The sequence below is a fragment of the Dyadobacter sp. BE31 genome (assembly GCF_031457695.1).
GTDB lineage: Bacteria > Bacteroidota > Bacteroidia > Cytophagales > Spirosomataceae > Dyadobacter.
On the sequence record NZ_JAVDXA010000005.1, the window covers coordinates 438,425 to 464,617 of the forward strand.

The 26,193-nt window shown below is 50.4% G+C and carries 23 protein-coding genes and 1 riboswitch; of the genes, 14 read left to right on the forward strand and 9 right to left on the reverse strand.

Annotation, left to right across the window (positions count from 1 at the left end; translation table 11 throughout):
- Positions 1-43: 43 nt before the first annotated feature.
- The 5 genes from J2Y43_RS25115 to J2Y43_RS25130 form a co-directional block, all read right to left on the reverse strand.
- On the reverse strand, positions 44-445 hold the full coding sequence (locus tag J2Y43_RS25115) for a hypothetical protein (protein WP_309988103.1): 402 nt from the start codon (positions 443-445) through the stop codon (positions 44-46).
- A complete protein-coding gene (locus J2Y43_RS25120) occupies positions 442-1,119 on the reverse strand; it encodes a DUF433 domain-containing protein (protein WP_309988101.1) in 678 nt (225 codons plus the stop codon). The genes J2Y43_RS25115 and J2Y43_RS25120 overlap by 4 nt, the downstream gene beginning before the upstream one ends.
- Before the next feature lie 104 nt (positions 1,120-1,223).
- Positions 1,224-3,671 carry a TonB-dependent receptor gene (locus tag J2Y43_RS25125; RefSeq protein ID WP_309988100.1) on the reverse strand — a complete coding sequence of 816 codons (2,448 nt, stop codon included), beginning with the start codon at positions 3,669-3,671 and terminating at the stop codon, positions 1,224-1,226.
- Between the two features lie 69 nt (positions 3,672-3,740).
- A riboswitch (TPP riboswitch) is annotated at positions 3,741-3,835 on the reverse strand.
- A 44-nt stretch (positions 3,836-3,879) separates the two neighbouring features.
- Positions 3,880-4,182, reverse strand: coding sequence for a type II toxin-antitoxin system RelE/ParE family toxin (locus J2Y43_RS33655; protein WP_409014483.1), 303 nt, complete (start codon positions 4,180-4,182; stop codon positions 3,880-3,882).
- A 9-nt stretch (positions 4,183-4,191) separates the two neighbouring features.
- A complete protein-coding gene (locus J2Y43_RS25130) occupies positions 4,192-4,428 on the reverse strand; it encodes an addiction module protein (protein ID WP_309988098.1) in 237 nt (78 codons plus the stop codon).
- Positions 4,429-4,579: 151 nt separating this feature from the next.
- On the opposite strand from J2Y43_RS25130, the gene rocD reads away from it, so the two are divergent.
- The 9 genes from rocD (at position 4,580) to J2Y43_RS25175 (ending at position 16,785) form a co-directional block, all read left to right on the forward strand.
- On the forward strand, positions 4,580-5,842 hold the full coding sequence (gene rocD, locus J2Y43_RS25135) for an ornithine--oxo-acid transaminase (protein WP_309988097.1): 1,263 nt from the start codon (positions 4,580-4,582) through the stop codon (positions 5,840-5,842).
- The gene (locus J2Y43_RS25140; RefSeq protein ID WP_309988096.1) at positions 5,839-7,230 is read left to right on the forward strand and encodes a S41 family peptidase; all 1,392 of its coding nucleotides are present in this window, start codon (positions 5,839-5,841) and stop codon (positions 7,228-7,230) included. Before rocD ends, J2Y43_RS25140 begins: the two co-directional genes overlap by 4 nt.
- A gap of 111 nt (positions 7,231-7,341) precedes the next feature.
- Entirely contained in the window at positions 7,342-8,856 is a 1,515-nt protein-coding gene (locus tag J2Y43_RS25145) for a GH3 auxin-responsive promoter family protein (RefSeq protein WP_309988094.1), read from the forward strand.
- Positions 8,857-8,974: 118 nt separating this feature from the next.
- Positions 8,975-12,073, forward strand: coding sequence for an SMC family ATPase (locus J2Y43_RS25150; protein ID WP_309988092.1), 3,099 nt, complete (start codon positions 8,975-8,977; stop codon positions 12,071-12,073).
- A 48-nt stretch (positions 12,074-12,121) separates the two neighbouring features.
- The gene (locus J2Y43_RS25155) at positions 12,122-13,321 is read left to right on the forward strand and encodes a hypothetical protein (RefSeq protein WP_309988090.1); all 1,200 of its coding nucleotides are present in this window, start codon (positions 12,122-12,124) and stop codon (positions 13,319-13,321) included.
- Between the two features lie 296 nt (positions 13,322-13,617).
- A complete protein-coding gene (locus J2Y43_RS25160; RefSeq protein WP_106595540.1) occupies positions 13,618-14,013 on the forward strand; it encodes an FdtA/QdtA family cupin domain-containing protein in 396 nt (131 codons plus the stop codon).
- Entirely contained in the window at positions 14,010-15,104 is a 1,095-nt protein-coding gene (locus J2Y43_RS25165; RefSeq protein WP_309988088.1) for a DegT/DnrJ/EryC1/StrS family aminotransferase, read from the forward strand. The genes J2Y43_RS25160 and J2Y43_RS25165 overlap by 4 nt, the downstream gene beginning before the upstream one ends.
- Positions 15,101-16,021: a glycosyltransferase family 2 protein gene (locus J2Y43_RS25170; protein WP_309988085.1), complete on the forward strand. Its 921-nt coding sequence runs from the start codon at positions 15,101-15,103 to the stop codon at positions 16,019-16,021. The genes J2Y43_RS25165 and J2Y43_RS25170 overlap by 4 nt, the downstream gene beginning before the upstream one ends.
- A complete protein-coding gene (locus J2Y43_RS25175) occupies positions 16,018-16,785 on the forward strand; it encodes a class I SAM-dependent methyltransferase (RefSeq protein ID WP_309988083.1) in 768 nt (255 codons plus the stop codon). The genes J2Y43_RS25170 and J2Y43_RS25175 overlap by 4 nt, the downstream gene beginning before the upstream one ends.
- Here the strand turns inward: J2Y43_RS25175 and J2Y43_RS25180 are convergent, their stop codons facing one another.
- Positions 16,786-17,664, reverse strand: a complete 879-nt coding sequence (locus tag J2Y43_RS25180; protein WP_309988082.1) for a PIG-L family deacetylase — start codon at positions 17,662-17,664, stop codon at positions 16,786-16,788.
- A 78-nt stretch (positions 17,665-17,742) separates the two neighbouring features.
- Here J2Y43_RS25180 and J2Y43_RS25185 point away from each other — a divergent pair, with 78 nt between their 5' ends.
- The 5 genes from J2Y43_RS25185 (at position 17,743) to J2Y43_RS25205 (ending at position 22,744) form a co-directional block, all read left to right on the forward strand.
- On the forward strand, positions 17,743-18,537 hold the full coding sequence (locus J2Y43_RS25185; RefSeq protein ID WP_309988081.1) for an SDR family oxidoreductase: 795 nt from the start codon (positions 17,743-17,745) through the stop codon (positions 18,535-18,537).
- An 86-nt stretch (positions 18,538-18,623) separates the two neighbouring features.
- Complete coding sequence (locus J2Y43_RS25190; RefSeq protein ID WP_309988080.1) at positions 18,624-19,202, forward strand: TetR/AcrR family transcriptional regulator; 579 nt, start codon at positions 18,624-18,626, stop codon at positions 19,200-19,202.
- Positions 19,203-19,250: 48 nt separating this feature from the next.
- Entirely contained in the window at positions 19,251-20,252 is a 1,002-nt protein-coding gene (locus J2Y43_RS25195) for a quinone oxidoreductase (protein ID WP_309988079.1), read from the forward strand.
- Between the two features lie 23 nt (positions 20,253-20,275).
- On the forward strand, positions 20,276-20,866 hold the full coding sequence (locus J2Y43_RS25200) for an NAD(P)H-dependent oxidoreductase (protein WP_309988078.1): 591 nt from the start codon (positions 20,276-20,278) through the stop codon (positions 20,864-20,866).
- A gap of 3 nt (positions 20,867-20,869) precedes the next feature.
- Positions 20,870-22,744, forward strand: coding sequence for a monovalent cation:proton antiporter-2 (CPA2) family protein (locus tag J2Y43_RS25205; protein WP_309988077.1), 1,875 nt, complete (start codon positions 20,870-20,872; stop codon positions 22,742-22,744).
- A gap of 5 nt (positions 22,745-22,749) precedes the next feature.
- Here the strand turns inward: J2Y43_RS25205 and J2Y43_RS25210 are convergent, their stop codons facing one another.
- The 3 genes from J2Y43_RS25210 to J2Y43_RS25220 form a co-directional block, all read right to left on the reverse strand.
- The gene (locus J2Y43_RS25210; protein ID WP_309988076.1) at positions 22,750-24,150 is read right to left on the reverse strand and encodes a sodium:solute symporter family protein; all 1,401 of its coding nucleotides are present in this window, start codon (positions 24,148-24,150) and stop codon (positions 22,750-22,752) included.
- A gap of 4 nt (positions 24,151-24,154) precedes the next feature.
- A complete protein-coding gene (locus J2Y43_RS25215) occupies positions 24,155-24,403 on the reverse strand; it encodes an acyl carrier protein (protein ID WP_106595530.1) in 249 nt (82 codons plus the stop codon).
- 93 nt (positions 24,404-24,496) lie between these two features.
- The gene (locus tag J2Y43_RS25220) at positions 24,497-26,146 is read right to left on the reverse strand and encodes a fatty acyl-AMP ligase (RefSeq protein ID WP_309988075.1); all 1,650 of its coding nucleotides are present in this window, start codon (positions 26,144-26,146) and stop codon (positions 24,497-24,499) included.
- Positions 26,147-26,193 lie beyond the last annotated feature (47 nt).

Genomic DNA, 26,193 nt, shown 5'->3' on the forward strand with positions numbered 1-26,193 from the left:
AAAGGTAGGGAGAAAGTGGTTATGGAAAAGAGCCGATGGCGATTTATAGTCGCTCAAAGTCAGTACTCCGAGAGGTGCATCGGAAGGCAAACGGTCGTTGGCTTTTGCAATGTTTTTTGATGTCACGCCAACGTTTGATGATCTGCTCGACCATCTCCCAATATTGATAACCCGTTTTGGAAGGCGGACTTATGAAGAAAACTCCCACATTATGCTGCTGATACAGCGCCCGTTGATAATGATTTCTATGAATGTTGAAGTCCTGCGTAATAACAACCGCATTTTCACGGCCGATTTTTGCGAGCCAATCCTCATCAGCCGTGCCGGAGCCAAATACTTTTTTGATAGAGAGTACTTCAAATCCGTCACGATTCGGAGCTTCCAGGATATTCAGTCCTTCCGCGATGTTCAGCGGGAGGTTTTCGTCTATATAAATTTTTGTCATGCCGCCCTCCGATAGTAGTTAATTACATCGTTTACCTGGCCGACGGTTAGTGAGTATAGGCTGCTTATCGTATCTATGGATTCTCCACCCCGATGAAGGTTATAGATCGTTTCCGCCAGAATATTGGTATCGCCAATAACTGGCTGACCGAATTGCCGCTTGGGGTCGATGACAATGCTGTGATCCTTGCCTAGGGGGTAGAAACGCTTGACCATATCATCGTCATTAAATTCAACCTTTTTGCAAAATGGTTCAATCGCTTCTTTGATATTGATTTGCAGCGTTTCATCAGCCTGGATGATGTTCCCGGCATCGCCGTTGAACAAGACTCGTTCACCATCGGTCAGAAGACTGGACTTGGCGAAAGGGTATTTTGTACGGAATGTTTTTGCCAGAATCTGGTGCGCTTTAACAATTTTTTGTGCGCTCACTCCTTCCTGCCGAAGTTGGTAGAATGTAAAAAATTCGATCAGCGTAAGGAAGTTAGTGACAAGCTCTTTGCCGGATCCATGAGAAAATCCTGATTCCGCAGATGAACTGAAACGGAGTTGCCAATACTCGTGCATCCATTTTCGAACCTTTCCGGTTGGTAGGTGCAAAATGTAAGAGATGTCGGGGAGCGTGTAGATTCCGGTGCCGACACCGATAAGGCTTTGTGGTTCGAAGGGCGTCATATTCGATGTGTGGTGTGTGAATGTTAAACAGTCTGCCAATTTAAAGAAATCGACAAACACAAAAAAGCCCGGCAATCGCGTGCCGGGCTTGGAGAAAGTGGTTATCAAAACCTGAAATTAACCCCGATCAGGAAATTTCGCCCCGCTTGCGGGAAGTAGAAATTCTCCTGCGTGAGCGCGCCGCCGGCAATATAACCGTAGGTATAACCATTGGATTCATACTTCTCGTCCAGGACATTATTGACCAGCAAATTGAATGCGATTTCATTCGCCCACGATGGCTTGATTGTCCATGACAAACGAATGTCGTTCGTGAGATAAGCGTCCAGTTTGCGGGTTTCGGTGGAGGTGTTGTCCAGGTATTGCTTGCCCACATACTTGGTTAGCAAGGCTAATTCCAGGTTTTTACGGAGCGAATATGTGAACTGACTTCCGACAATCACATTCGGAGAGAATGAAATATCCGATTTGCCATGATCGACGGTTTTATAACCTCCATTATCATAGTCCACAATGTATTCCGTAAAGTTTTTGATTTTGTTCTGACTGAAAGTCGCATTCGCATTCCATTTCAAATGGCTGTTGAAAACCACAGCGCCTTCCAATTCAATACCGGTGCGGTAGCTTTTCGGCACATTCACACGCACCGAGCCGCCTACATCGTTGATCTGGCCGGTAAGCACGAGTTGGTTTTTATAACTCATCAGATAGTAGTTCGCCGCAAATGCCCATTTACCCTGCTGCGTGCGGAAACCCGCTTCTACGTTCTGCAAACGCTCGCTTTTGGGGAAAAGATTGGCGGTTGAAGATGTGAAATCATCCCGGTTTGGCTCACGGTTACCAATGCTGTATGAGGCGTAAACCGAGCTTTGCTCAGCCAGTTGATAAGTAATACCAGCCTTTGGATTAAAAAATGAATACGACTGGTCAAATGCCAGTTGAACCAGGTCGTTGTCTGTTCCGTGGATGGCGTGGCTTACGCGACGGTACTGCAAATCCGCAAATGCAGTCAGCCGATCGGTGAATGCGTAGTAAACCTTTCCATACAAATTGAAATCTTTCTTTTTACCCGTGCTGAAATAGTATTGATGCTCATTCTCGATGTTTCCGGCATTGCGTGCCCAGATAATCTGGCCATAGTGGTCGCCGTCGTATTGGTTCCAGCCACCGCCGAAGCTTGTTGTCAGCTTTTTGAAGCTGTTGTAATCGAACGAGAAGGTACTTCCGTAAAAGTAATTATCCAGCCAGCGACGGCGGATGAAGTCGGTGCTGGTAAGTGTGTCCTTCCCAACGATCACATTGGGAAGATTGTATTTGCTGTAATCATCACCGGAACGATATTGCTCATAGTAGCCCAGTCCGCGGACGAGAAATGCATTGAGGTTGAACGTCAGTTTATTACTCAGGTTATGAGACGAAACGATCTGATAATGGTCCTGGCGATAGTTGTCCACCTCATTTTTATATGTATAGGAATTATAAGTCCGGTTATCGGAATTGAGCAGGTTTTGGGCGTCTTTTTCTCCTAAATAATTTCTGTCAATATAAGCCAGAATACCCTCGCGATCGCCGCGCAGTTTGGCCTCCGGCACACCGTTCCACGACTGATAAGTGCGTTCTTTTCCCGAAAATACATTCACTCGTACAAAGCTCTTCTTGCCAAAATATCCGCCGGAGAGGTAATAAGAATGCAATTCCGAAGAAGCCCGGTCCACAAAACCATCCGAAGAAACCCGCGAAAGCCGCGCATCGAATGTAAACTTATCCTTAATCAGGCCTGAGCCTACTTTCAACGTGTTTTTAAATGTGTTGAACGAGCCGTAGGAGTTATTAAGCTCCGCATACGCTGTTTCACGGAATGCATTGGTGTTGATATTCACCGAAGCACCAAATGCGCCGGCGCCGTTGGTGGAAGTTCCAACGCCGCGCTGGATCTGGATACTACTCACCGAAGATGTAAAATCGGGCATATTTACCCAGAAAACGCCCTGGCTTTCAGCATCATTATAAGGAATGCCATTCACGGTCACATTGATACGCGTCGCGTCGGAGCCTCGTATGCGAATGCCCGTGTAGCCCACGCCGCCGCCTGCGTCGCTTGTGCTCACGAGGGAGGGCGAGAAGTTGAGGAGTACCGGCAGGTCCTGACCCATATTCTGTTTGTCGATTTGGGCTGCGGTCACGTTGGTGTACGCCATTCCTGTTTTGTCGTTCACTCGGGTGGCATTAATGATCACTTCATCAGCCTGATAAGTACTTTTATTGAGCTTGATTTCCAGCTGATTTGCAGCGCCGATGGCGACTTTCGAAGTTTGATAGCCGATGTAAGAAATGTCGAGCGCATCGATATTGTCGGAGATGTTTTTCAAAACAAAATGACCATCCTTGTCGGTGCTCGTACCGCGGATTTCGCCGGCTTTAATGGTTGCACCGGGGAGCGGTTTGCCGTCTTCGGCATCGGTCACACGGCCGGAAACGCTTTTTTGTGCAAAACTGAGGAGTGACGTGGTGCTGAGCACGAGTGCCAGCAGATAGGTAGTAATTTTTCGCATTGCGATCAATAATTACAACAGGCAGGGGCCACCTATCAGAAAGTTCGATAAAATGTTAACAGAAAACAGCCGATCCGGCTTTCTCTCCCTACGCCGGCATTACCCGGATCAGGTTAAATGGGTATGATCTCAGCCCGTTCGGTAGGGCACCCCTTGAGATTATGCTGCAAAATTAAGGGTTGGCTCGGGATCTTTCAAGTGAAAAGATTTATTGTTTCCGCTCCTGAATTTCATCAGGGTTTCGGCTTGTGTGCCATATTCCCATTACGACAACAATCTTTTGCCGCTCACTAATATTAAAATGAATCAGGAAAGGGAAATACCTCAGCCATGCTGCCCTCGTTTTTTTGTAACGGACTGCGTAGAGATAAGGGTTCTCTCCAATCAAAATAAGTTTGCTTCTGATAGCGTGTGTGAATCGCCTGCCCAGGCCTGGTTGCTGTGTATCATACCATCTCGCAGCATCCCGGATGTCCTTCCTGGCGCGACTCAGGAATACGGTTTTGTACATTCAAGAATATCAATACAACTCTTTTTCGATGTCTTTTAAAACCTCTTCAGAATCAAATACTTCTTCAACCCCATTTTCATAGGCTTCGATTCTTTCTTCCAACAGGCGTTTGTGCCATTCCGGTATTTCAGGCCATTCTTTTTCGCTGGCGTTCCGGGATTTGGCTTTGAGAGCGTTCCATTCTGAGATTGGTATGAGAAAGCTTTTGGGTATACTTCCGCGCCCTGATAAATATCGAAGTTTCATGATTGCCAACTGGATGGTGTTGCTTTCGCTTTGAACAAATATAGCGAAAGTTGGGCAACCCTTTAAATCCGCTTTGCCCCCAATTTTCTAACGGTTTTCCTTAATTTTACCTAATTTAATACGAACATCGTCATTCATTTTTCTGCCGGATATGCCAAACTATACAGACACAACCGATATATCACCTTCCCAGAGCGCCATCGACCTCGAATACCGCTACGGGGCGCACAACTACAAGCCCATGCCGGTAGTGATCCAGCGGGGCGAAGGAGTTTTTTTGTGGGATGTGGAGGGAAAGCAGTATTTCGATTTCCTCTCGGCATACAGCGCGGTGAGCCAAGGGCATTGCCATCCGAAGATCGTGGATGCGATGGTCCGACAGGCGCAAAAGCTGACGCTCACGTCCCGTGCTTTTTACAACGACCGCCTCGGCGAATGCGAGAAATTTCTTTGCGATTATTTCGGGTATGATAAGGTCCTGATGATGAATTCGGGCGTGGAAGGCGGCGAAACAGCATTGAAACTGACCCGGAAATGGGCATATAAAGTAAAAGGTATCGAACCCGGCAAGGCGAAGACAGTGTATGCGGCCGGTAATTTCTGGGGCAGGACACTGGCGGCGATATCCTCTTCCACAGACCCTTCGTCGACCAACGATTACGGCCCGTTCCTTCCCGGCTACGAAATCATTCCTTATAATGACCTTGCCGCACTGGAAAATCTGCTGAAAAATGACCCGAACATCGCCGGTTTCATGGTGGAGCCCATTCAGGGCGAAGCGGGAGTGGTGGTGCCCGAGGATGGTTACCTGAAAGGTGTGCGTGAACTGTGCACAAAATATAATGTCCTTTTCATCGCCGATGAAGTGCAAACCGGCATCGGTCGTACAGGGAAACGCCTGGCGTGCGACTGGGAAGGGGTGAAGCCTGATATCCTGGTTCTCGGCAAAGCATTGTCGGGCGGCACGATGCCGGTTTCGGCCGCATTTGCCGACGATGAAATCATGCTGACGATCGCACCAGGTGAGCACGGCTCTACCTATGGCGGCAATCCGTTGGCATGCGCGGTGACGATCGCCGCATTACAGGTGGTTCAGGAGGAGAACCTCGCTGAAAATGCCGAACAAATGGGCCGGATCTTCCGCAGGAGAATGCAAGAGCTGCAAAAACAATGTTCTCTGATCGAAAGCGTTAGAGGGAAAGGGTTGCTGAATGCGATCGTGATCAACGACTCCGAGGATAGCAGCACGGCCATGGATCTTTGTTATAAAATGATGGAAAAAGGGCTGTTGTGCAAGCCTACGCACGGCAACAAAATTCGTTTTGCACCGCCATTGGTGATCAATGAGTCGCAGATGGAGGCAGCTTGCCGCATTATTGAAGAGGTATTTTTAGAAATGAACGGAAATCTATGAAACTGAGACTTCTCCTGCCTGTCATTTTACTCGCTGTTTGCCTTTTTTCTTGCAAGGAAAAAAACGCCGATCCCAAGAATGATACCGAGACTAACGAGTGGATCTATACCAACATGAAATATTGGTATTACTGGACAGACCACATCACAGCGTCGCCTGATTACAACAAAACGCCGAGTGATTTTTTCAGCTCTCTCCTTTATAAGTATGATGCGACCGCGCGCCCCGACGGCGACCGGTTTTCGTGGATGCAGGAAAGCGCGAAGGAGTTGGAAGCGTCTTTGGGAGGCGAATCCAAAACCAGCGGCATGGAATATAAACTGGTGTATTTCCCCGCCAATACCAGCAATGTTGTAGGCATTGTGCTTTACGTGATCCCCGACTCGCCCGCCGCCAAGGCCGGCTTTGTGCGGGGCGATGTTTTCAGCAGCGTGAACGGTCAGAAAATGACGGACTCGAACTACTCGAAACTGCTGAATACCCAGGATAAGACCACTTACACCCTGGCCGACATTAAGGACGGCACATTGAAGGAAACCACAACGACTCGCGACGTGACGCCCATCGTATTGCAGGAGGATCCGGTGTTCTTCGATTCGGTTTACACGATCGGGGCCAGCAAAATCGGTTATGTGGTTTATCACCAGTTCATTCCCGAGCCTTATCAAACCAGCAGCAAAGCGTACGATAAGAAGCTGGATGCGATTTTCTCGGAGTTCAAAAACAGTAACATCAATGCATTGGTCCTCGACTTGCGCTATAACCCGGGAGGTTACGTAAGTTCTGCAACCAACCTGGCGAGTCTTATGGGCAAGGTGACGGCCAACGACGTATTTTATTACAAAGAATACAACAAGCAGGTGACCGAGACAAGCCTCAAAAAATATGGTGAAACCTACTTCTACGACAAGTTTGTATCCAAAAGCCAAAATGTCGGCAACGACCTGAAACACCTTGTGATACTGGTGTCGTCACGGACCGCTTCCGCCAGTGAATTGGTGATCAACGGATTGAAGCCATTTATGACGGTAACATTGGTGGGAGGGAAAACAGTTGGCAAGAATGTAGGGTCGGTCACGATCAGCGACGAGAAGAATGGTATTAAGGTGGGATTGCAGCCGATTGTCTCCAAATCACTGAATAAGGATAAAAAGTCGGACTACCATGTTGGCTTTGAGCCGGATGTGAAGGTGAGTGAAGGAAATATCCTTTATCCATATGGTGATCCCCGCGATCCTTTGCTGGGCGAGGCGCTCTTCCAGATCACGGGTACGCACGTGACGCGGCAGCTCCGGAGTGCACGCGTGCTGGCGGAGGAAGCAAGCGCGGAACTGTCGTCGTCGATCAGCCAAAAGGCGGGCGGCAGCAATATGTTCTTCGACAGATAACCGCCTGCCGATAAAATTTCCCGAATGGTGAGAGAACAGCTTGCAACTGTTCTCTCACCATTTTTTATTGCTATTTTTACAAACTTGCGTATTTCTAACTAATTGACCTTTATGAAGCTGGTAAATGATATGACTGTCTGGTTTATGAAGCGGCGCTTCGAACGGATCGAACAGTTTATGAAGTACCCCATTGAAACCCAGCAGCGTATATTTTCCGAATTGATCGAAACCGCCCGCTACACCGAATGGGGCAGCCGCTACAATTACGGTCAAATCAAATCGGTCAAGGAATTTCAGGAGCAGGTACCCGTTTCGGCATACGAGCAACTTTACCCCTACATCGAGCGCGTCCTGAAAGGCGAGCCGAATGTACTGTGGCCATCGCAGATCGAATGGTTTTCCAAATCGTCGGGTACGACGAACGCACGGAGCAAGTTCCTGCCCGTTTCGCCGGAGGCGTTGGAGGAATGCCATTATGAAGGGGGAAAGGACATGATGACCTTGCTGATCAACAACCGGCCCGATACCCGCGTTTTCGACGGAAAGGGCCTTTCGATCGGCGGGACTCTGCATGCCAACCCTTTTGACGATTATACCCAGATCGGCGACGTGTCGGCGGTTATTATGCAAAACCTGCCTTCCTGGGCGGAGTTTATGCGCACCCCGCCGCTGGAAGTTGCATTGATGGACCACTGGGAAAGCAAGCTGGACAAAATGGCGTCGATATGCTCGCAGGAGAACGTGACCAGCATTCTCGGCGTGCCTACCTGGACGATCGTGTTACTCGACCAGATACTCGAACGTACCGGCAAAAAGAATATGCTTGAAATCTGGCCGGATTTTGAGGTTTTTGTGCACGGGGCGGTGTCATTCGAGCCCTACCGTGATTTGTTCATGACCAAATATTTCCCTTCCGACCAGGTGCTGTACCTTGAAACATACAGCGCGTCGGAAGGCTTTTTCGCGATCCAGGACGATATTAATAGGGTAGGAGAAATGCTGCTAATGCTCGATTATGGCATTTTTTATGAATTTATACCCATTGAAGAAATGGGTAAGGAACATCCCAAAGCATTGTTGCTGGACGAAGTAGAAGTAGGAAAGAACTACGCCATGGTAATCTCGACCAATGCCGGGCTCTGGCGCTACCTGATTGGGGACACGGTCAAATTTACTTCTATCTACCCGTTCCGCGTGAAGGTGAGCGGGCGCACGAAGCATTTTATCAATGCATTTGGGGAGGAAGTGATCGTGGAAAATGCCGACCACGCGATTAAGGTAGCAGCGCACGAGACGGACGCATTGGTGGCCAACTACACCGCCGGGCCCGTGTACATGGGCGATGGTTCACGCGGCTGTCATGAATGGATCATCGAATTCACCAAAGAACCGGAGGACCGCGATGCATTTGTGCAGGCGCTGGACGCCGCATTGCGCGAAGTCAACTCCGATTATGATGCCAAACGATACAAAGATATGGCCCTCACACGCCCGCAAGTGCATTTTGCGCCCGCAGGTACCTTCTACGCCTGGCTCGGCAAGCAGCACAAGCTCGGCGGCCAGAACAAGGTACCGAGGCTGAGCAATACACGGGAGTATCTGGATGACTTGCTCGATGCTTTGTAGTACTTCGGCAGTCGGCTATCGGCTGTCGGATTTTTTAAGCAAATATTTTATAAAAACCGTATTCGACAGGCACAAAGCCAACGGCCGATAGCCGATAGCTGACTGCCGATAGCCATCCATGATCCCCAAACGCTTAAAAATCAAAGGACTATATTCTTACCAAACCGAGCAGGAAATTGATTTCGATCCGTTGACGGACGCTTCGTTGTTCGGTATATTCGGGGCTGTGGGGAGCGGGAAATCCTCTATTCTGGAAGCAATCACATTTGCATTATACGGGGATACCGAGCGGCTCAACAAGTCGGGCGACGACCGTACTTACAATATGATGAACCTGCGGTCGGACGATCTGCTGATCGATTTTGAATGTATTGCAGGCAAAAACGGCGAGCGTTACAGGTTCACCGTGCGCGGCAAGCGGAATAGCAAGAACTTCAAGGATGTAAAGACCTTTGAACGGAAAGGTTACGTCTGGCAAGAGAACGACTGGGTCCCTTTGGCAGAAAGCGAATCGACCGAAAGCATTATCGGCCTTAGCTACGACAATTTCCGTCGGACGATCATCATACCGCAGGGGCGTTTTCAGGAGTTTATCGAACTGAAAGACGCCGAGCGCACCCGAATGATGAAAGAGCTCTTCCAGCTCGAAAAGTATGACCTGAGCCGCAATGTAGGCTCGTTGAGCAAGCAGAACGACCTCGCATTATCGAACGTGGATGGTCAATTGCTGGGCCTCGGGGAGGTGACGAAGGAAATGCTCGCAGAGGGTGAGCAACAGTTGAAGTACCTTCGCCTGCAAATTCAGCAGATTTCAAACGAGCTGGTGGTTCAAACCGAACTTGAAAGTAAGTTTCAGAAACTCAAACTTGCCGCAGAGAAGATCCGGATGCTGCAAAGCCGCCTGGCGACACTTGATGCTCAGCGCGCTGCCATGCAGGAGCGGGAGGCGACGTTAAAGACTTTTGAAACCTGCTCGCTGCATTTCAAATCCATTTTTGATCAAAAAAGTAAGCTACTGACCGACATCGCGAGGGACGAGCGTATTTCGGCTGATAATCACACGAGGTTGGCGGAACTGACGACTTCACTTAGCAGACAGCAGGAGATACTCCAAATTCTAAAACCGCGCTATGAAAAGCGTGACGAGTTGCTTGCTACTGCCGAGGAATTCGAAAAGATCATACGGATTATCGAGCATTCGCAGGCGGTTACCAAACGGAAAGATGCATTAATACGCGGCGAAGAGCAGTTGAAGGAGAAGGAAAACGCCATTGAAATACAAAAACAACAAAAACAAGAGCTGGAAACTGCCAATGAGCAGCGCAAAGCAGGTCTGGGCGATGTGCTCGAAATGGGGCTTGTGAAATCGTGGTTCGTGAAAGTCGACGACCTTGCAGCGGATCGCCAGGTAATCAAAGCAGAGGCCGAAGCCCTGGCTGCGGAGATCAAAACCCTTAGCGACGGCCTCGCGCAGCGCTTGCGCGAGATTACGGGCGACTTCGGCATTCAGTTTGGCGAGGAGCATTCATTGGAGGGATTTCAAAAAGGCATTGGCGCATACCTGGAAGGCGGAGAAAGTGGCAGGAAGGAGCTGAACCGTCAGTTGCTGCACATTAGTACCCGGGTCGCGTTGCATCAATATGCGGGTAATCTTGAAGACGGAGAGCCCTGCCCGCTTTGTGGTTCGCTGCACCATCCCGAAGTGTTAACTGCCGATGGCGCGTTGTCCGCGCAAATAGCGGCGATTGAAAAGCAGTTGAATGCATTGGATGAGAAGGAAAGGCTGTTAAGGCGTTTGCAATCTCCGATAGAGCGCGTTTTTAACCAGATAGAAAGCCTTGAAAAGCAAAAAGGCTCGATCAAACAGCGCTATACCGAGGCACAAGGGCGGTTGAAAGCGCACGATGAAGCTTTTATTTGGCCTGCATTCAATAAAACGGACAGGGAAAGTTTTGAAAAGCGATTTGCGGAAAGCAGCCGTTTGCAGTTTGAAATCAAAACCGGCGAAGCAACTTTGAAAGCACTGGCGGAACAAATCGAGGCGGCCATCAAAGAGAAAACAGAGCGGATCGAAAAGCCGCTGCAAGTATTGAGGGACGAGATTTTAAGGTTTGAAAACACGGTTCAGACGCTTTCGGAACAGCTTTCAAGGGTGAATCTGGCGGATTTTGAAACAGTTGAAAAAACTACTATTACCGAGAAAATAGCTGCCCTCAAAACCGAATACCAGCAGCTTTCCAGTGCATTTACAGAGGCTGAAAAGCAAGTGGATGCATTGGAAAAAGAGCAAAACACGCTTTCCGGAAGCCAGGCTACATTGCTGGCCGCGCTGGAAGGAAGCAGGCGAGAGCTCGTGATCGTTCAGGAAAGGATTGATAGCGAATTGGCCGCTTATGCATTCGAATCGGAAGCGCAGGTGGCGGAAATCCTGCAAAAGCCCATCCGGATTGATACCGAGCGGAAGGCGATCGACGAGTTCAAAATGGCGCTTGAAACAACCGGCGCGGAGTTGAAAACTTTGCTGGAAGATCATGTCGGCGAACAATACGACGCCGCAAAACACGAGGAAGTAACGGCATTAAAAAATACGCTGACCGAAAACCTCAATGCCCAGCGGAAAGAAGAAGGGAATATCGGCGGGCGGCTGAAACAAATGGCGGAAGATTTGGCCAAAAAAGCTACGCTATTGACAGAGAAAGGCCGTTTGCAGCTTCGGAAAGAACATCTGGACGACTTGGCGAAATTGTTCCGTTCCAGCGGTTTTGTGGATTATGCGTCGAGTATTTACCTGCAAAACCTGATCCAGGCGGCCAATCACCGTTTCCACCAGATGACCCACCAGCAACTCCACCTCGAACTAGGAGAAGGGAACAGTTTCTGGGTGAGGGACCTGCTCAACGGCGGGCATATGCGGTTGCTGAAGACACTTTCAGGCGGGCAGAAGTTTCAGGCGGCATTGTCGCTGGCACTGGCGTTGGCCGACCATATTCACGTCAGGAATGAATCGAAACACAACTTTTTCTTCCTCGACGAAGGTTTCGGTTCCCTCGACAAAAATGCATTACAAACGGTCTTTGAAACGTTAAAATCATTGAGAAAGGAGAACCGGATCGTGGGCATTATCAGTCACGTAGAGGACCTGCAACAGGAAATCCAGACCTACCTGCGCATTACCGAAAGCGAAGAAGGCAGCCGGATCGTGCCGAGCTGGAAATGAGTATTGCACATTAAATGTATATTTGAGCGTATTTGGCCAAGCCGTCCTATGCTTTTGGAAAATTTTTACGGGTCGTCTCTCCTTTGGATTGAAGCACAGTTGTCTGGAAAGAACTGGTTGTGGAAGCTCACTTTTTTTGCTGTCGCACTATCGCTTTTTCTTGCATTTCCACCCTATTCGCTCCTGCTCGACCATTTAAGAAGCAATGGAGTGAGTCTCGATGCCTGGGTTTTTATTCACAATCAGGCGCAGGACATTCTGCATCCGAAAGACATGGATTACGACGTTCGCCGGGAGAATATGATCTTTCGCTGGACATTGCCGGCCCTTTCATTCCTGACAGGCCATAATGTGCTGCTGATCCTGATCATTCAGGCAGTTTTGGGTGTGTTATTCCTTTATAAAACAGCTGGTTATATCTTTTCGGTGTCGGGCGATAAAGTGATCACTGCGCTGTTTGTGACGGCCATTGCCAACATCTTCGTAAGCGTGTGGGCCTTTGCCGACGTGCACGGGTACGGCGACGAGTTCGCCTTTTTCTTTCTCCTGCTGGCATTGTTGAGCAGAAACTCGCTTGTGATATTCCTCTCGCTGCTGATCGCATTCTTCACCGACGAGCGGGCTGTGGTGGCGGGGGGCTATTTGCTGCTCTGGTGGATGGGGACAAAAGCTTATCGGAATAACAATTTTGGTGTTCCCGGCTTGATCAGATCGGCTTTTACCGGGGAGAGCCTCGTCGTGTGGGTAGCGTGGGCGATCTATTTCACCATCCGTGAATACGTGCAGACTACCTATTTCCCACACCATTCCTACTCTACGATCGGAACGCCGGTATTGCTGGCCAATGCCCACCGCAATGGGCTGGGAAGCAGTATCTGGGGTGCATTTGAAGGTACGTGGCTGATCCTGATCGCCGCTTTTGCGGTGCTATGCCTCACGAGGCGTTACTGGCTTCTGCTGGCGCTCATGGCCGGTTTCGCGGTACTGGTGGCTACCGGGATCTACGTCCACGATATCGACCGGGCATTGTCATACGGTTTTCCGTTTATTCTGCTCGCCGTTTTTATATTAATCGAAACCTCCTCTACATCGTCTGTCCGGCTTATCCTGTTTTTCACGATGGTCGTCTGCGTGGCACATCCGCAGGTTTTTTACATGGGTTATAATAAAATACTCTGGCTGGAACCGCTGCCTGTGAAGATCTTCATGCTGATCGACCACCGCCTGCAATGGGGGCTGTTTAGTTAGGTCGCCCGGACAGGGTCGCCCGGATAGGGTCCTCCGGATAGGGGTAGCGCCGATTATTTTCGTCCTCTCCCAACCAATACCTGATAACATTGGTCAACGCCAGAGTGGCAGCACTCGGTGTCGGTACGCATTAAAAGATCATTAAGCCTTGCCTCAGGATAATCGATTTTTTTATGTGGAAGGTATTTTTGTATTTTAAAGGAAAAAATGTCTGACATTTACTAATCGGCTACTTTTGAAGCAGATCGTGTATTTGAAAGAGTTTGACCACACCCTAACAACCTAGAAATTTCCATATGCCGCTTTTAGTACAGCTGGATACATTTAACACCGGATCGGGCAATCTCACAGTCTTTGAAAAAATCATCCCCGGTACAATTAAACGCGTATTTTACATTTACGGCGCGGGTGAGACGCAGCGAGGTGGGCACAGGCATCACAAAACGTGGAATGCCCTGGTTTGTATTCACGGAAGTTGTCGTATATACTCCAACGACGGCGAGAAGGAGGAGATTTTCATCCTCGACAATCCAGTGTCGTGCCTGATCCTTGAACCGAAAGACTGGCACATTATGGATTCTTTCTCGGACGATGCGATCCTGTTGGTATTGTCCAACGAATATTATGACAAAGCCGATTACATCGACGATCCTTATCCCCTGAATCAGCTAATCCAGACAGTATCTCAATGATCCCATTTCTGGATTTAAATCAGGTAAATGCCCCTTATCTGCAAGCGATCGAAGATGCTTCCCTCCGTGTGATCCGCTCGGGGTGGTATATTTTGGGCAATGAGTTAAAATCGTTCGAAAAGGCATTTGCTGCATATTGCGAGGCGGAGCATTGTGTAGGGACGGCCAACGGTCTCGACGCAATTACGCTGATACTGCTGGCAATGGAGCTGCCCAAGGATAGCGAAATCATCGTTCCCGCCAATACGTATATCGCCTCGGTGTTGCCGGTGAGTTACCTGCACCTGACACCCGTGTTCGTGGAGCCCGACCCACATACGATGCTGATCGACCCCGCGCTGATCGAACAAGCTATTACACCGCGGACGAAAGCCATTATCACCGTAGACCTTTACGGGCGAAGCTGCGAAATTGCACAGATCCTGGATCTTGCACGTAAGCACGACCTTAAAGTGATTACCGACGCCGCGCAGGCGCACGGGGCAACGCACGCAGGCCGGAAGGTAGGCGCATGGGCGGACGCAACGGCATTCAGTTTTTACCCTACCAAAAACCTGGGAGCCTTGGGGGACGCCGGTGCCATTACGACCAACGATGCCGCATTGGCCGAAAAGATCCGGTACCTGCGCAATTACGGTTCGGTAATCCGCTATCAGAACGAGTACCAGGGTGTAAACAGCCGCCTGGACGAAATGCAGGCTGCGATACTCAGCGTGAAGCTGCCTTATCTTGACCCTGAAAATGTGCGCAGGAGGGAGATTGCCGGCCGGTATTTGCAGGAATTGAAATGCAGCGAGCTGATTTTGCCTCCCGCCGACCGGATTTTGGAGGATGCGTGGCACCTCTTTGTAGTGCGGCATCCCCGTCGCGCGGAGTTTGTCGCTTTCCTGGATGCGCATGGCGTGCAGACGAACGTTCATTACCCGCAGCCCATCCATAAGCAATTGGCTTACAAAGAATTTAAAGATTTACATTTGCCTTTGACAGAGCAGATCCATCAGCAGGTGATCAGCTTGCCACTTAACCCGGTTTTGACGGACGATGAAGTGGCTTATATCATACAAACCGTCAACCAATTCGATCGTCAATGAAGCTATCGGTCATTATCCCGGTTTACAACAGCGAAAAAACCATCCGGCCGCTGATCGAAAAGCTACAAGCCACTTTATCAGAAATATCATTCGAGATCGTGATGGTCAACGACGGCAGCCGCGACCGGTCGGAGCAGGTGTGCCGCGAGTTGTCCGATACCTATGCCAATGTGCGGTTTATTTCATTGCGCCGGAATTACGGGGAGTTCAATGCGGTTATGTGCGGCCTCAACTGGGCTTACGGCAACTACTGCGTGATGATCGACGATGATTTTCAGAACCCGCCGGAGGAGATATTGAAGCTGGTGGAAACCGCCGAATCGGGGGATTACGACGTGGTTTACACCTATTACGCCAAAAAACAGCATTCTGTTGGCCGCAATATGGGCAGCAAGTTTGTCAACTGGCTCACCAGCTACCTTTTAAATAAACCCAAGGACCTGTATTTGTCGAGCTTCAAGCTGATCCGGCAGGAAGTGGTGCAGGAAATTATTAAATACCATGGGCCTTATCCCTACATCGACGGGCTGATATTCCGGATCACGCGGAACATCGGTACAGTGCAGGTAGCGCACCAGAAGCGCGAAGAAGGGGCTTCCAACTACACGTTTCATAAGTTAATATCACTTTTCCTCAATATCCTTTTCTGTTACTCGTCGTTGCCGATTCGCTTTTTTGTGCCTATTGGCGTGGGATTATTCAGTTTAGGCTTTTTGCTTTTGCTCTTCCTGACCATCCAATGGATCATCGGTCCGGACCCGAAAGGCTGGCAGGTAGTGACGGCTACCATCATTTTCATCGGAGGGATTCAATGCATGCTGCTGAGCGTTTTGGGGGAATACATCGGTAAGAGTTTTATGGCACAGAGCGGTCAGCCGCAGTATGTGATCAAATATAACAGCTCCGAACACGTATGATCGATAACCGGCTCGAATACCAGCGTATGTACGAAACCGAACGCAAGCTGTGGTGGTACCAGATCCTCCACGGCAAGGTTTTGGGCCAGATTCGCAAGCATTTCCGGGCCATGGACCCCGATCTCAAAATCCTCGACGCCGCCTGCGGTACGGGTGGGTTAATGTCGTTTTTAAAGGAGAATGGCTATTCCAATCTGCGGGGCTTCGATTATTCGCAGCATGCGATCGATTTCTCGAACGAGCGCGGCCTGAATGTCGTATTCGGCGACCTCAGGAATGTGGAAGCATTCGAACCGGGCGAGACTTTCGATATCATTACCTGCAACGACGCGCTCTATTTCCTGACCGACGAGGAGATCATCCGCGCGCTCGCCGCATTCAAAAACCGACTGAACCGCAACGGGCTGATCATCATTAATATTCACGCATTCGAAGCCTTCTCTGGCACGCACGATCTCGCGGTAGGCAGCTCGCGACGTTTCAAATTGGAGCAGTTTCAGGCATTCGGCAAGGCGGCCGGGCTGCGCATTGGTTACAACACCTATTGGCCTTTTGCACTGTCCCTGCCGATTTTGCTCGTGCGGCAATGGCAGAATTACCAGATCCGCAGAAACAAGATCAATGTCGATCACCTCGACTCGGATGTTGAATACCCGGGCGACACGGTGAATGCGGTTTTAAAAGCCATTACCAAAACCGAGTCTTCCATTCTCGGCAAGGCGCCTTTCGGGAGTTCGCTTTTCATGACTTTCCAGCCAGTCTGATTACTTTTTAGAATACCCCGAGGAATTCACCGCGTCAAACAGCGCCCTTGTCTTCGCAATTCCTTCCGCGCCATTAAGCGCAAAATACCAGAACACTTCCAGATCGCCCCGGTGCATGGCCTGGTTCATATCACCGCTCTGTGACTTGTGGGAGGCCTTCACCCAGTCGGCGACGATCATGTAACTGTGCTTGTTATCCTCTCCGAAGCTATGTGAACGGTCGAATTCGAAAACGGGAGCGGTTTTGAGAATGTCGGTTTCAGGATAACCGGCAAGCCCGGCGAATGAGAAAGTATAACCCTTGTTTTGTGACTGCCCGCCTAATACAATCGGCTTTTTCGCACCTTTATAGCGCTGCACGGCCCGTATTGCGCTGATAGACGCGGTTTTGTGGTGCGCATGCTGGCTTTCGTGCGGAATGAGACAGAATACAAAGTCATAGTTGCCGTTGGCCAGGATGTTATCCAGCTTTTTCTCCACGTAGGCAATGTCCCAGTTCTTGCCTTGCAAATAGGGTTTCTCGTCGCGGTTGTAGTAATCGTCGAGCTGGTCGAGGAAGAAGAAATTCCCAATTCCCATCACCTCTCCGGAGGCCATGAGCTCTTTTTTACGGATCAAGGGTAAATGTTTCCTGCCCGTTGCAGAATCCACGAGGTTCAGGCCGTAGTAGCTCGATGCTACGAGGCCGTTGTACCCGCCCGAGGCATCGGTGATCAACGCAAGATCGGCGGAGCCTTTGAGTTCGTGGGTAATTTTAAAGACCGTCACCGGAAACATGGTTTCATCGTCCGGGTGTGCCGTAACGATCAGAACACGTGGGCCTTGTGCGTACAGGCATGGAGGAAGCAGCAATAGTAACAAAAGATAAATGTGTCTCATGCGATCATTTTGTTAGGTGATGTGTTGTAAAATTATGGATTCTTCAACCATTCATCACGCTCTTATTATCAAAGTTTTATGGATTTGAAACTCAACGGAAAAATCGCATTCGTCAGCGGTTCTACACAAGGTATCGGCTTTGCCATTGCACAAGGTTTATTGAAAGAAGGCGCGCATGTGATCATCAATGGCCGCTCGGAAAGTAAAATCGCGGAAGCAGTGCAGAAATTGAAAGAATCAACGCCGGGAGCGAATGTAAGCGGCATTGCGGCCGATTTTTCAAAAGTGGAAGAAGTGAATGCACTGCTGCAACAGCTGCCGGATATCGATATCCTGGTTAACAACGCAGGTATTTTCGAACCGAAGCAATTTACCGAGATTTCGGACGATGAATGGTTCCGCTTTTTTGAAGTGAATGTGCTGAGCGGCGTGCGCCTGGCAAGGCATTTCTTTCCGAAAATGATCGCCAAAGACTGGGGCAGGATCATCTTCATTTCCAGCGAATCGGGTGTGAATATCCCCGAGGAAATGATTCACTACGGCACCACCAAAACTGCCCAGCTCGCCGTGAGCCGCGGGTTGGCCGAACTAACCAAGGGTACGAACGTTACTGTGAACACCGTCATGCCCGGTCCGACCAAATCCGAAGGCGTCGCCGATTTTGTCAAACAGCTGGGAGAAGCCAACAATATGTCTGCGGAACAGGCCGAAAAGGACTTCTTTAAAAATGCGCGGCCAACGTCGCTGCTGCAACGTTTTGCGTCGGTGGAGGAAATTGCTAACCTCGTAACTTACGTAGCAAGCCCGCTCTCATCGGCTACCAACGGCGCTGCCCTGAAAGTAGACGGCGGCGTGGCTAAGTTCATTATCTGATACGCTGCACGATCGGTGTTTTAGATTCGTGATCGGAATATTTGCCAATTCTGGAACGTTCGTTCTGAAATAATTGTCTGATAGTCATGGCACGCAATAAAGCATTCGAACCGGAAGAGAGGCTGGAAAAGGCGAAATGCCTTTTTTGGCAAAAGGGCTACAACGCCACCTCTATGCAAGACCTCGTCGATACGATGGGGCTGAACCGCGGAAGTATTTACGACACTTACGGCGACAAGCACAGCTTGTTCCTTCAATGCCTCAGAAGTTATACCGAAGGCATGTTTGAAGATTATCGGAAAGTGGCGGAGGAAACGAAGTCGCCCATAAAGGCCGTCGAAAAGATCATCAAAAAGGCGGCGATCAGGACGGTGGAGGAGGAAAGGACCTGCATGGGCGTGAAATCGACGTTCGAGCTGGGTTCCGTGGACGAAGAAGTACACGCCCTGTTAAAACAAAACACCAGCAATCTGACGGCCCTGCTGAAAGACCTTTTAAAAAAGGCCCAGAAAGCGGAGGAAATCAGTAATAAAAGAGATCCGGCAATGCTTGCAAACTTTATTGTATCGAATTTTACCGGCTTCTGGCAGACTTTCCTGGTGTATGGTGATGGGGAACTGGTACAGCAGCAAGCCGAATTTTTAATAAAATCTATCAAAAAATAATTTGTCCAATGATGGAACAAGCATTCCATAATGACAATGCTTACGGACATGTCAGGGTTAGTTACAGCAATAGCAAATAAATCGGGTATAGTAAAAATCTACAAGCAAGGAGCGCCTTCGGTGCTGGGTTACGAACGCGAGACCATCACAGAGCCGGGGCCCGGCCAGGTAAGAGTACGGCAGGAAGCCATAGGGCTGAATTTTGTAGATACCTATTACCGCGACGGGAAGTTTCCCGTCAAATCGTTTCCCTACACGCCGGGCGTCGAGGCCGCGGGCGTGATCGAGGCCGTAGGGCCATGGGTGACGGAATTCAATGTGGGCGACCGCGTGGGTTACCACTTCATCCCCGGAGCATATGCGGAAAGCCGCGTGGTATCCACGCAGCAATTGATCCATATTCCGGACAATATCACATCGGAACAAGCGGCGGCCATGCTCGTGAAGGGCTTTACCGCCAGGATGCTCGTGAAAATAGTGAATCCCATTAAGCCGGGCGACGTGGTGCTGGTGCATGCGGCGGCCGGTGGCGTAGGTACCCTGGTTACCAAATGGGCCAAGGCACTCGGCGCGACGGTCATCGGCACGACGGGCTCGGAAGAGAAGAAAGAAGTGGTGCTGGCGAATGGGGCCGATTACGTTTTTCTGGCAGAATGCCGGGAATTTGTACACTCGGTGCTGGAAATCACGGAGGGCCGCGGTGTGGATGTCGTGTTCGACGGGGTAGGGAAAGATACATTCAGCTATTCGCTGGATGTGATCCGCAAGGGCGGTAAAGTCGTGCTTTATGGGTCGTCGTCGGGCCAGCCCGAGCACATCGACCACGCCTTGCTGCGTGAAAGATCCATCGTGATGGCAACTCCCACGCTCAGCGCGTACATCACCGACCGCGAGACGCTGGAAGAATATGCAGCCGATACTTTCGATGCATTCAGCAGCGGAATCTTCGGAGAGCTCGCCATTACAAGGTATCCATTATCGAAAGCATATCAGGCGCAGACCGATCTCGAAGCGCGGAAAACAATAGGTTCCGTAATTTTGGTACCGTAAGTTTTTTGCATCAATTCTATGTTATGTCCAAAGTCCTGATCCAGTTTGCCCACCCCACTCACAGTAAATCCAACGTACAAAAGACGTTGGAAAAATATGCCCGCAAGGTAAAAGGGGTGACTTTTAATGATCTGTATGAACATTATCCGGATCTTTTCATAGATATCAAAAGGGAGCAGCAGTTGCTGGCAAAGCACGATATCGTCATATTCCAGCACCCTTTCTACTGGTACAGCAGTCCTCCGATCCTGAAACAGTGGCAGGACCTTGTGCTGGAATATAACTGGGCCTACGGGCCGAAAGGACATGCATTGAAAGGCAAGAAGATATTCAATGCGGTGTCGTGCGGGGGCGGGCGCGATGCCTACACGGCGTCGGGGTACAACCGCTTTCCCGTAGGGCAGTACCTGCTGCCATTCAACCAGACGGCTTATTTATGCCGGATGGATTATTTGCCGCCGTTTGTGGTGCATGAAACCTATACGATTGAAGATTACACGCTGAAAGCTTACGGCGAGCAATATGCCGAACTGCTGGATGCGCTTGTACACGATCGCATCGATCCTGCGGAGTTGGCCGGGGTCGAATATCTGAACGAACTTTTTCCACACTGAACCATGCAACAATCCTTCTTTTTTCAGGCAATGATATACCTCGCGTCTGCGGTGGTAATGGTCCCTATTGCCAAACGGCTGGGGTTGGGATCGGTGCTGGGTTACCTGGTTGCCGGGGTGATCATCGGTCCGGCGGGCCTGAAATTCATTGGAATGGAAGGCCAGGATATTATGCATTTTGCCGAATTCGGCGTGGTGATGATGCTCTTTGTCATCGGCCTGGAACTTGAACCCTCGCGCTTGTGGCGTATGCGCAAGAGCATTGCCGGGCTTGGCGGGTTGCAGGTAGGCGTTACGACCGCCCTCGTGGCCGGAGTTGCTATGCTATTCGGCGTCAGCTGGAAGGAGGCACTCGCGCTGGGGATGATCATCGCGATGTCGTCCACGGCGATTGTCATGCAGACGCTGAATGAAAAAGGCTGGCTTAAAACCGTTGCCGGCCAGAGCTCGTTCGCGGTGCTTCTATTCCAGGATTTGGCGATCATCCCGATGCTTGCATTGTTTCCGCTACTCGCAGACCACGCGGGATTGGCCGACGGCCATGCCGGCGGAGGCTCGCTCGTAAGTGCATTGCCCGCCTGGCAGCAGGCTATTGTGGTATTGCTCTCGGTTTCGGCTATTGTGCTGACCGGGAAATACCTGCTGCGGCCCGTTTTCCGCATGATGGCCCGTACCGCATTGCGCGAAATGTTCACCGCCACGGCATTGCTGCTCGTGGTGGGGATTGCCGTGCTCATGACGTCGGTAGGCCTTAGCCCCGCGCTGGGTGCATTTCTGGCTGGGGTAGTACTCGCCAACAGCGAATACCGCCACGAGCTGGAAAGTTCTATCGATCCTTTCAAGGGCCTGTTGCTGGGGCTATTCTTCATTTCGGTCGGTTCCTCCATTGATTTTTCACTGGTGGTTTCCAAGCCGCTGCTGATTATTGGACTGGTGGCCGGATTGATGCTGCTGAAAATGGCTGTTCTCTTTGTTTTAGGCAAAATATTCGAAGTGCGGAATGCGCAGAACTTCATATTTAGCATCGGTTTGAGCCAGATCGGCGAATTCGCGTTTGTATTGCTCAGTTTTTCGGTCCAGGAAGGTGTTTTGGGTAAAGAAGTTTCGGATACGATGACGGCCGTGGTGGCGATCAGCATGGCCATGACGCCGCTGGCGATGATGGTGAATGAGAAATTTATCCTGACGCGATTCTGCCTCGTAAGCGCAGGGCTGCAAACGGCGCAGCGCCCAAGTGATGTCGAAGAGGAGGATAACCCGGTGATCATCGCCGGTTATGGGCACTTCGGAAATATCGTAGGCCGCTTTTTGCGGGCGAACGGCGTGGAGGCGACGGTACTCGATAATGATAGTGACAACGTCGATTTCCTCCGCCGGATGGGCCTTAAAGTGTATTATGGCGATGCTACCCGCTATGAATTGCTGGATATTGCCGGAGCAGGTCGTGCGCAGATGATCATCATCGCGATCAGTGACGAAGAAAAGAGACTGGAATTGATTGAAACCGTGAAAAAACATTTCCCTCACCTGCATATGCTCGTGCGCTCGACCAACCGCAATGATGCATACGACCTCATGAATGCAGGGATGATGCACATTTACCGGGAGACGTTCGATACAAGCCTCCGCCTGGGCGTGGATGCATTGAAATTGCTCGGGCATCGCGCACATGAAGCGACGCGCATGGCCAAGACATTTTTTGTCCATGACGAACGGACTTTGAAGCATTTGTCGAGCATCCGGAACGACGAGGAATATATCCACGCCGCGCGGCAGCACATGGAAGAGCTGGAAATGATTATGCAAGCCGACAGGGATGCCGTGAATTTGAATGCGCTGGCCGGCTGGGATCGCAAAGCGGAAGCCGAAACAGCCTGATTTCCTCAGGATATGCGCGATGGTTCGGCGTCCGACGACCGGCGGATTTTTTCCCGAATCCAACCCGCTACCATGCCCAGAAAGCTCGCGAGCAGGCCGTAGACCAGGGCCGGGTATTCGGTTTCGATGAAAACGCAAAACAGCCACACCGCCAGCCCAATGACCATCGAGAGCATACAACCGAGGGGGGTACTGGATTTCCAGTAAAGTCCCGCGGCCAATGGAACAAATAATGATACAAGACTGAATGCAGACGATTCCGCGACGAGCTCGAAAATGCTTTCGCGGGTTGCTGCCATGAAAATGCACACCAGCGTGATGCCGATGATGCCTGCACGAATGATTTTCAGCAGTTCTTTATCGTCGAGGTCCGGCTTGAAGTATTTGAAAATATTCTCCCCCAATACAACTGCCGGAGCCATAATAGCGCTGCTCGTGGTACTGAGGATCGCGGAGACCAGCGCGCCGAAAAACAGGATTTGAAGCGGCAGGTTCATATGTTTCAGCACCATATTGGGGATGATCATTTGCCCGTCCTTTTCTTCACCGGGGTACAGATGGTGCCCGCAAAGCCCAATGAACAGCGGCAGCAGGGCAATCGTGAGGTACATGAACGAAGAAAGCAGCGTCGACTGCACCGACACGCGGGCCGATTTAGCAGACATAACTCTTTGAAAAACATCCTGCTGCGGAATCGAGCCGAGTCCGATGGTGATCCACGCCGCGAAGTATTCGAGGTGGCCTTTGAGGGTATTTTCGGGGAAAAAGCGGAAAAATCCTGTTGGAGCAGCGTCTAGCAATGGCTGAAAACCGCCTACTTCCTTGTACAGCACCGCGGCGACAATGAGCAGGCCGACGATGATCATGATCGTCTGAATGAAGTCGGTGATCGATATCGACCACATGCCACCCCAGATCGTATACAGGATCACGACAAAGGAACTTGCGAGAATGCACGCAAGCAGCGACCAGCCCAGCACGACTTTCAATACAATGCCCATGGCGAGTAACTGGGCTGCTATCCAGCTGAAATAGGACGGAATGATGAGAATGGCGGAGAGCAATTCGGCATTCCGCCCGTAGCGGATCCTGAAAAAATCGCAAAATGTGATGATATTCATTTTGTAGAACCGCCGGGCGAAGAACAACCCTACCAGAAACAGGCACAGCGAAGCACCGAAGGGGTCCTCGATGATACCTAATACGCCATGCTCGATAAACTCGGTGGGGGCGCCCATGATGGTTTCCGATCCGAACCACGTTGCAAATGTTGCGGAAGCGGCGAGGATCAGTGGTAGCTGGCGCCCTGCCAGCACAAAATCCTGGGTGGTAGTGATTCTTTTTGAGGCCCAGAGGCCTATTCCAAGGTTTGCCAGCAGGTATGCCAGAATGGAAAAGGCCAGCATGTTTTTAGGCTTCCTGGTTTTCTACAATCCATTGAGTAGTAGCATTGATAGTGCCCATTTCCCAGAAAATGGATGGGCTTAACTCGATCCCGAGCCATTCCTGTAACTCGGTTGTAATGTCGACCATAAGAAGGGAATCCAATCGGTAATCGATGATTTCGGCGTCCAGATCTACTTCGGAGGGATCTATTTCCGCATGGTGAGCAATACGCTCAACTATCCAGCCGGAAATTTCGGTAAATGTTTTACTCATTTAGTTGAAGTTTGTAACAAGCACTGAATGCTACGTGAAAATAGTACTTTCGCAGGTTTTTAAAAAATTAGGGGCCTTTTTAAGTAACCGATATTAATCTACAATACTCTTTTTGGCGAATAATTCACGAGCCTTTAAGCGCTGGATCTTTCCGCTCGATGTTTTGGGCAGCTTGCCTGGCTGGATCAGCATGATTTCGTGGGGAATGAGCCCGAATGCTAACCCGACGCTCTGCGCCATCTTGTTTTTGATGATCTTCTCATCGTCCGGCGTTTGCGCCACTCTCCGCACTTCGCTCACGATCATCAGTGCTTCACCCTGGTCTGTCTCGACGGAGAATGCCGCCGCCGCGTTGGGCTGGATATCCGGGTGGCTTTCGCTTACAACCTCTTCAATGTCCTGCGGATAATAATTGACCCCGCGGATGATGATCAGTTCTTTAGTACGGCCGGTGATAAAAAGAAGACCATTTTCCATAAAACCTAAATCGCCCGTGCGCAAATAGGGGCCTTCACCGCTGCTGGTGTAAGCCTGGAAAGTAGCTTTGGTAGCATCTGGTTTTTCCCAGTAACCTGCCGCTATGCCGTCGTTTTTTACCCATATTTCCCCCTCTTTCCCGTCCGGCAAGCTGAGGTTGCTCACCGGGTCTACGATCGATACCTCTGTAAATTCTACGGGAGGGCCGCAAGCGACAACCTCCTTGGAATCCGTCAGTTTGCGATAGGTAGTGGGCGTGCCGTTCAAATGCAGGCTTACGGCCAGTGTGGCTTCGGCGAGGCCATAGGACGGGACAAGGCTGTTTTTTCTGAAACCGGCGGTTTGCGTCGCAGCGGCGAATCTTTCGAGGGTTGAAATCCGGATCGGCTCTGCGCCCACGTAGAGGACGCGGAGGGAGCTAAGGTCCAAGGCATCCAGCTGTTCCTGCGGAATGCGCGCGAGGCAATGGTCAAGCCCGAAGCCAGGTCCGCCGCAAAACCCCGCATGGTAGGTACTGATTGTTTGCAGCAGTAACGCGGGCTTGGTGATAAACAGCAGCGGAGAGATCACAAAGCCGGTACCGCCGGTAAAAAGCGGGGACAGCAGGCCGTCCACCAAGCCCATATCATGGTAATGCGGCAGCCACGTAACCGACGTATCCTCAGCGGTGCGTCCGAAGCAATTGTTGATCGCCCGCAGATTGGCCGTCAGGTTGGTATGGCTGATCATCACCCCCTTGGGTTGGCTGGTAGAGCCGGAGGTATATTGCAAATAGGCTGTTTCGATGGATTCCTTATGTCTGCGAATAGCGCCTGATGCGGCCGGCGCGGCCATCAGATCGTCCGTGAAAATCCATTCGGCATCGTATTCCTGTAATGCGGAGGAAGCATCGTTTTTCCGCTGAAACAGCATTTTGTAGGTTTTGGCATTGGTAATGATCCCCGAAGCTGCGCAGTCACGCATGATGCTCAGAATGCGGTTTATTCCCGGCTCGGAATAGCTGATAGGCGTTGGAACCGCGATAATACCCGCATGCAGAGCGCCCAGGAACGAACATACAAAAGCCGCTTCAGCAGGCAGGAGGAGGATCACCCTGGCGTTGACCGGGAACTTGGAGCTCAGCAGATGGGATGCCGCGAGTACATGCTGATGAAGTTCATGATAGTGAAGTTGCTCGGTGATTTCACCCTCTTTGCCGATATAACCATAGGCAAGTTTGTCAGGATGTAATCCGGCATTGGTTTTTAGTACATCAAGTATATCCATAAACTGCAAAATAAAAAGAAAAGGCCAGATAAAAGTGGCTTAATGCA

Bases quoted from the DNA above. Each gene is read 5' to 3' on its own strand.
- J2Y43_RS25115 (WP_309988103.1), bottom strand. From the start codon at position 445: ATGACAAAAATTTATATAGACGAAAACCTCCCGCTGAACATCGCGGAA.
- J2Y43_RS25120 (WP_309988101.1), bottom strand. From the start codon at position 1,119: ATGACGCCCTTCGAACCACAAAGCCTTATCGGTGTCGGCACCGGAATC.
- J2Y43_RS25125 (WP_309988100.1), bottom strand. From the start codon at position 3,671: ATGCGAAAAATTACTACCTATCTGCTGGCACTCGTGCTCAGCACCACG.
- J2Y43_RS33655 (WP_409014483.1), bottom strand. From the start codon at position 4,182: ATGTACAAAACCGTATTCCTGAGTCGCGCCAGGAAGGACATCCGGGAT.
- J2Y43_RS25130 (WP_309988098.1), bottom strand. From the start codon at position 4,428: ATGAAACTTCGATATTTATCAGGGCGCGGAAGTATACCCAAAAGCTTT.
- rocD (WP_309988097.1), top strand. From the start codon at position 4,580: ATGCCAAACTATACAGACACAACCGATATATCACCTTCCCAGAGCGCC.
- J2Y43_RS25140 (WP_309988096.1), top strand. From the start codon at position 5,839: ATGAAACTGAGACTTCTCCTGCCTGTCATTTTACTCGCTGTTTGCCTT.
- J2Y43_RS25145 (WP_309988094.1), top strand. From the start codon at position 7,342: ATGAAGCTGGTAAATGATATGACTGTCTGGTTTATGAAGCGGCGCTTC.
- J2Y43_RS25150 (WP_309988092.1), top strand. From the start codon at position 8,975: ATGATCCCCAAACGCTTAAAAATCAAAGGACTATATTCTTACCAAACC.
- J2Y43_RS25155 (WP_309988090.1), top strand. From the start codon at position 12,122: ATGCTTTTGGAAAATTTTTACGGGTCGTCTCTCCTTTGGATTGAAGCA.
- J2Y43_RS25160 (WP_106595540.1), top strand. From the start codon at position 13,618: ATGCCGCTTTTAGTACAGCTGGATACATTTAACACCGGATCGGGCAAT.
- J2Y43_RS25165 (WP_309988088.1), top strand. From the start codon at position 14,010: ATGATCCCATTTCTGGATTTAAATCAGGTAAATGCCCCTTATCTGCAA.
- J2Y43_RS25170 (WP_309988085.1), top strand. From the start codon at position 15,101: ATGAAGCTATCGGTCATTATCCCGGTTTACAACAGCGAAAAAACCATC.
- J2Y43_RS25175 (WP_309988083.1), top strand. From the start codon at position 16,018: ATGATCGATAACCGGCTCGAATACCAGCGTATGTACGAAACCGAACGC.
- J2Y43_RS25180 (WP_309988082.1), bottom strand. From the start codon at position 17,664: ATGAGACACATTTATCTTTTGTTACTATTGCTGCTTCCTCCATGCCTG.
- J2Y43_RS25185 (WP_309988081.1), top strand. From the start codon at position 17,743: ATGGATTTGAAACTCAACGGAAAAATCGCATTCGTCAGCGGTTCTACA.
- J2Y43_RS25190 (WP_309988080.1), top strand. From the start codon at position 18,624: ATGGCACGCAATAAAGCATTCGAACCGGAAGAGAGGCTGGAAAAGGCG.
- J2Y43_RS25195 (WP_309988079.1), top strand. From the start codon at position 19,251: ATGTCAGGGTTAGTTACAGCAATAGCAAATAAATCGGGTATAGTAAAA.
- J2Y43_RS25200 (WP_309988078.1), top strand. From the start codon at position 20,276: ATGTCCAAAGTCCTGATCCAGTTTGCCCACCCCACTCACAGTAAATCC.
- J2Y43_RS25205 (WP_309988077.1), top strand. From the start codon at position 20,870: ATGCAACAATCCTTCTTTTTTCAGGCAATGATATACCTCGCGTCTGCG.
- J2Y43_RS25210 (WP_309988076.1), bottom strand. From the start codon at position 24,150: ATGCTGGCCTTTTCCATTCTGGCATACCTGCTGGCAAACCTTGGAATA.
- J2Y43_RS25215 (WP_106595530.1), bottom strand. From the start codon at position 24,403: ATGAGTAAAACATTTACCGAAATTTCCGGCTGGATAGTTGAGCGTATT.
- J2Y43_RS25220 (WP_309988075.1), bottom strand. From the start codon at position 26,146: ATGGATATACTTGATGTACTAAAAACCAATGCCGGATTACATCCTGAC.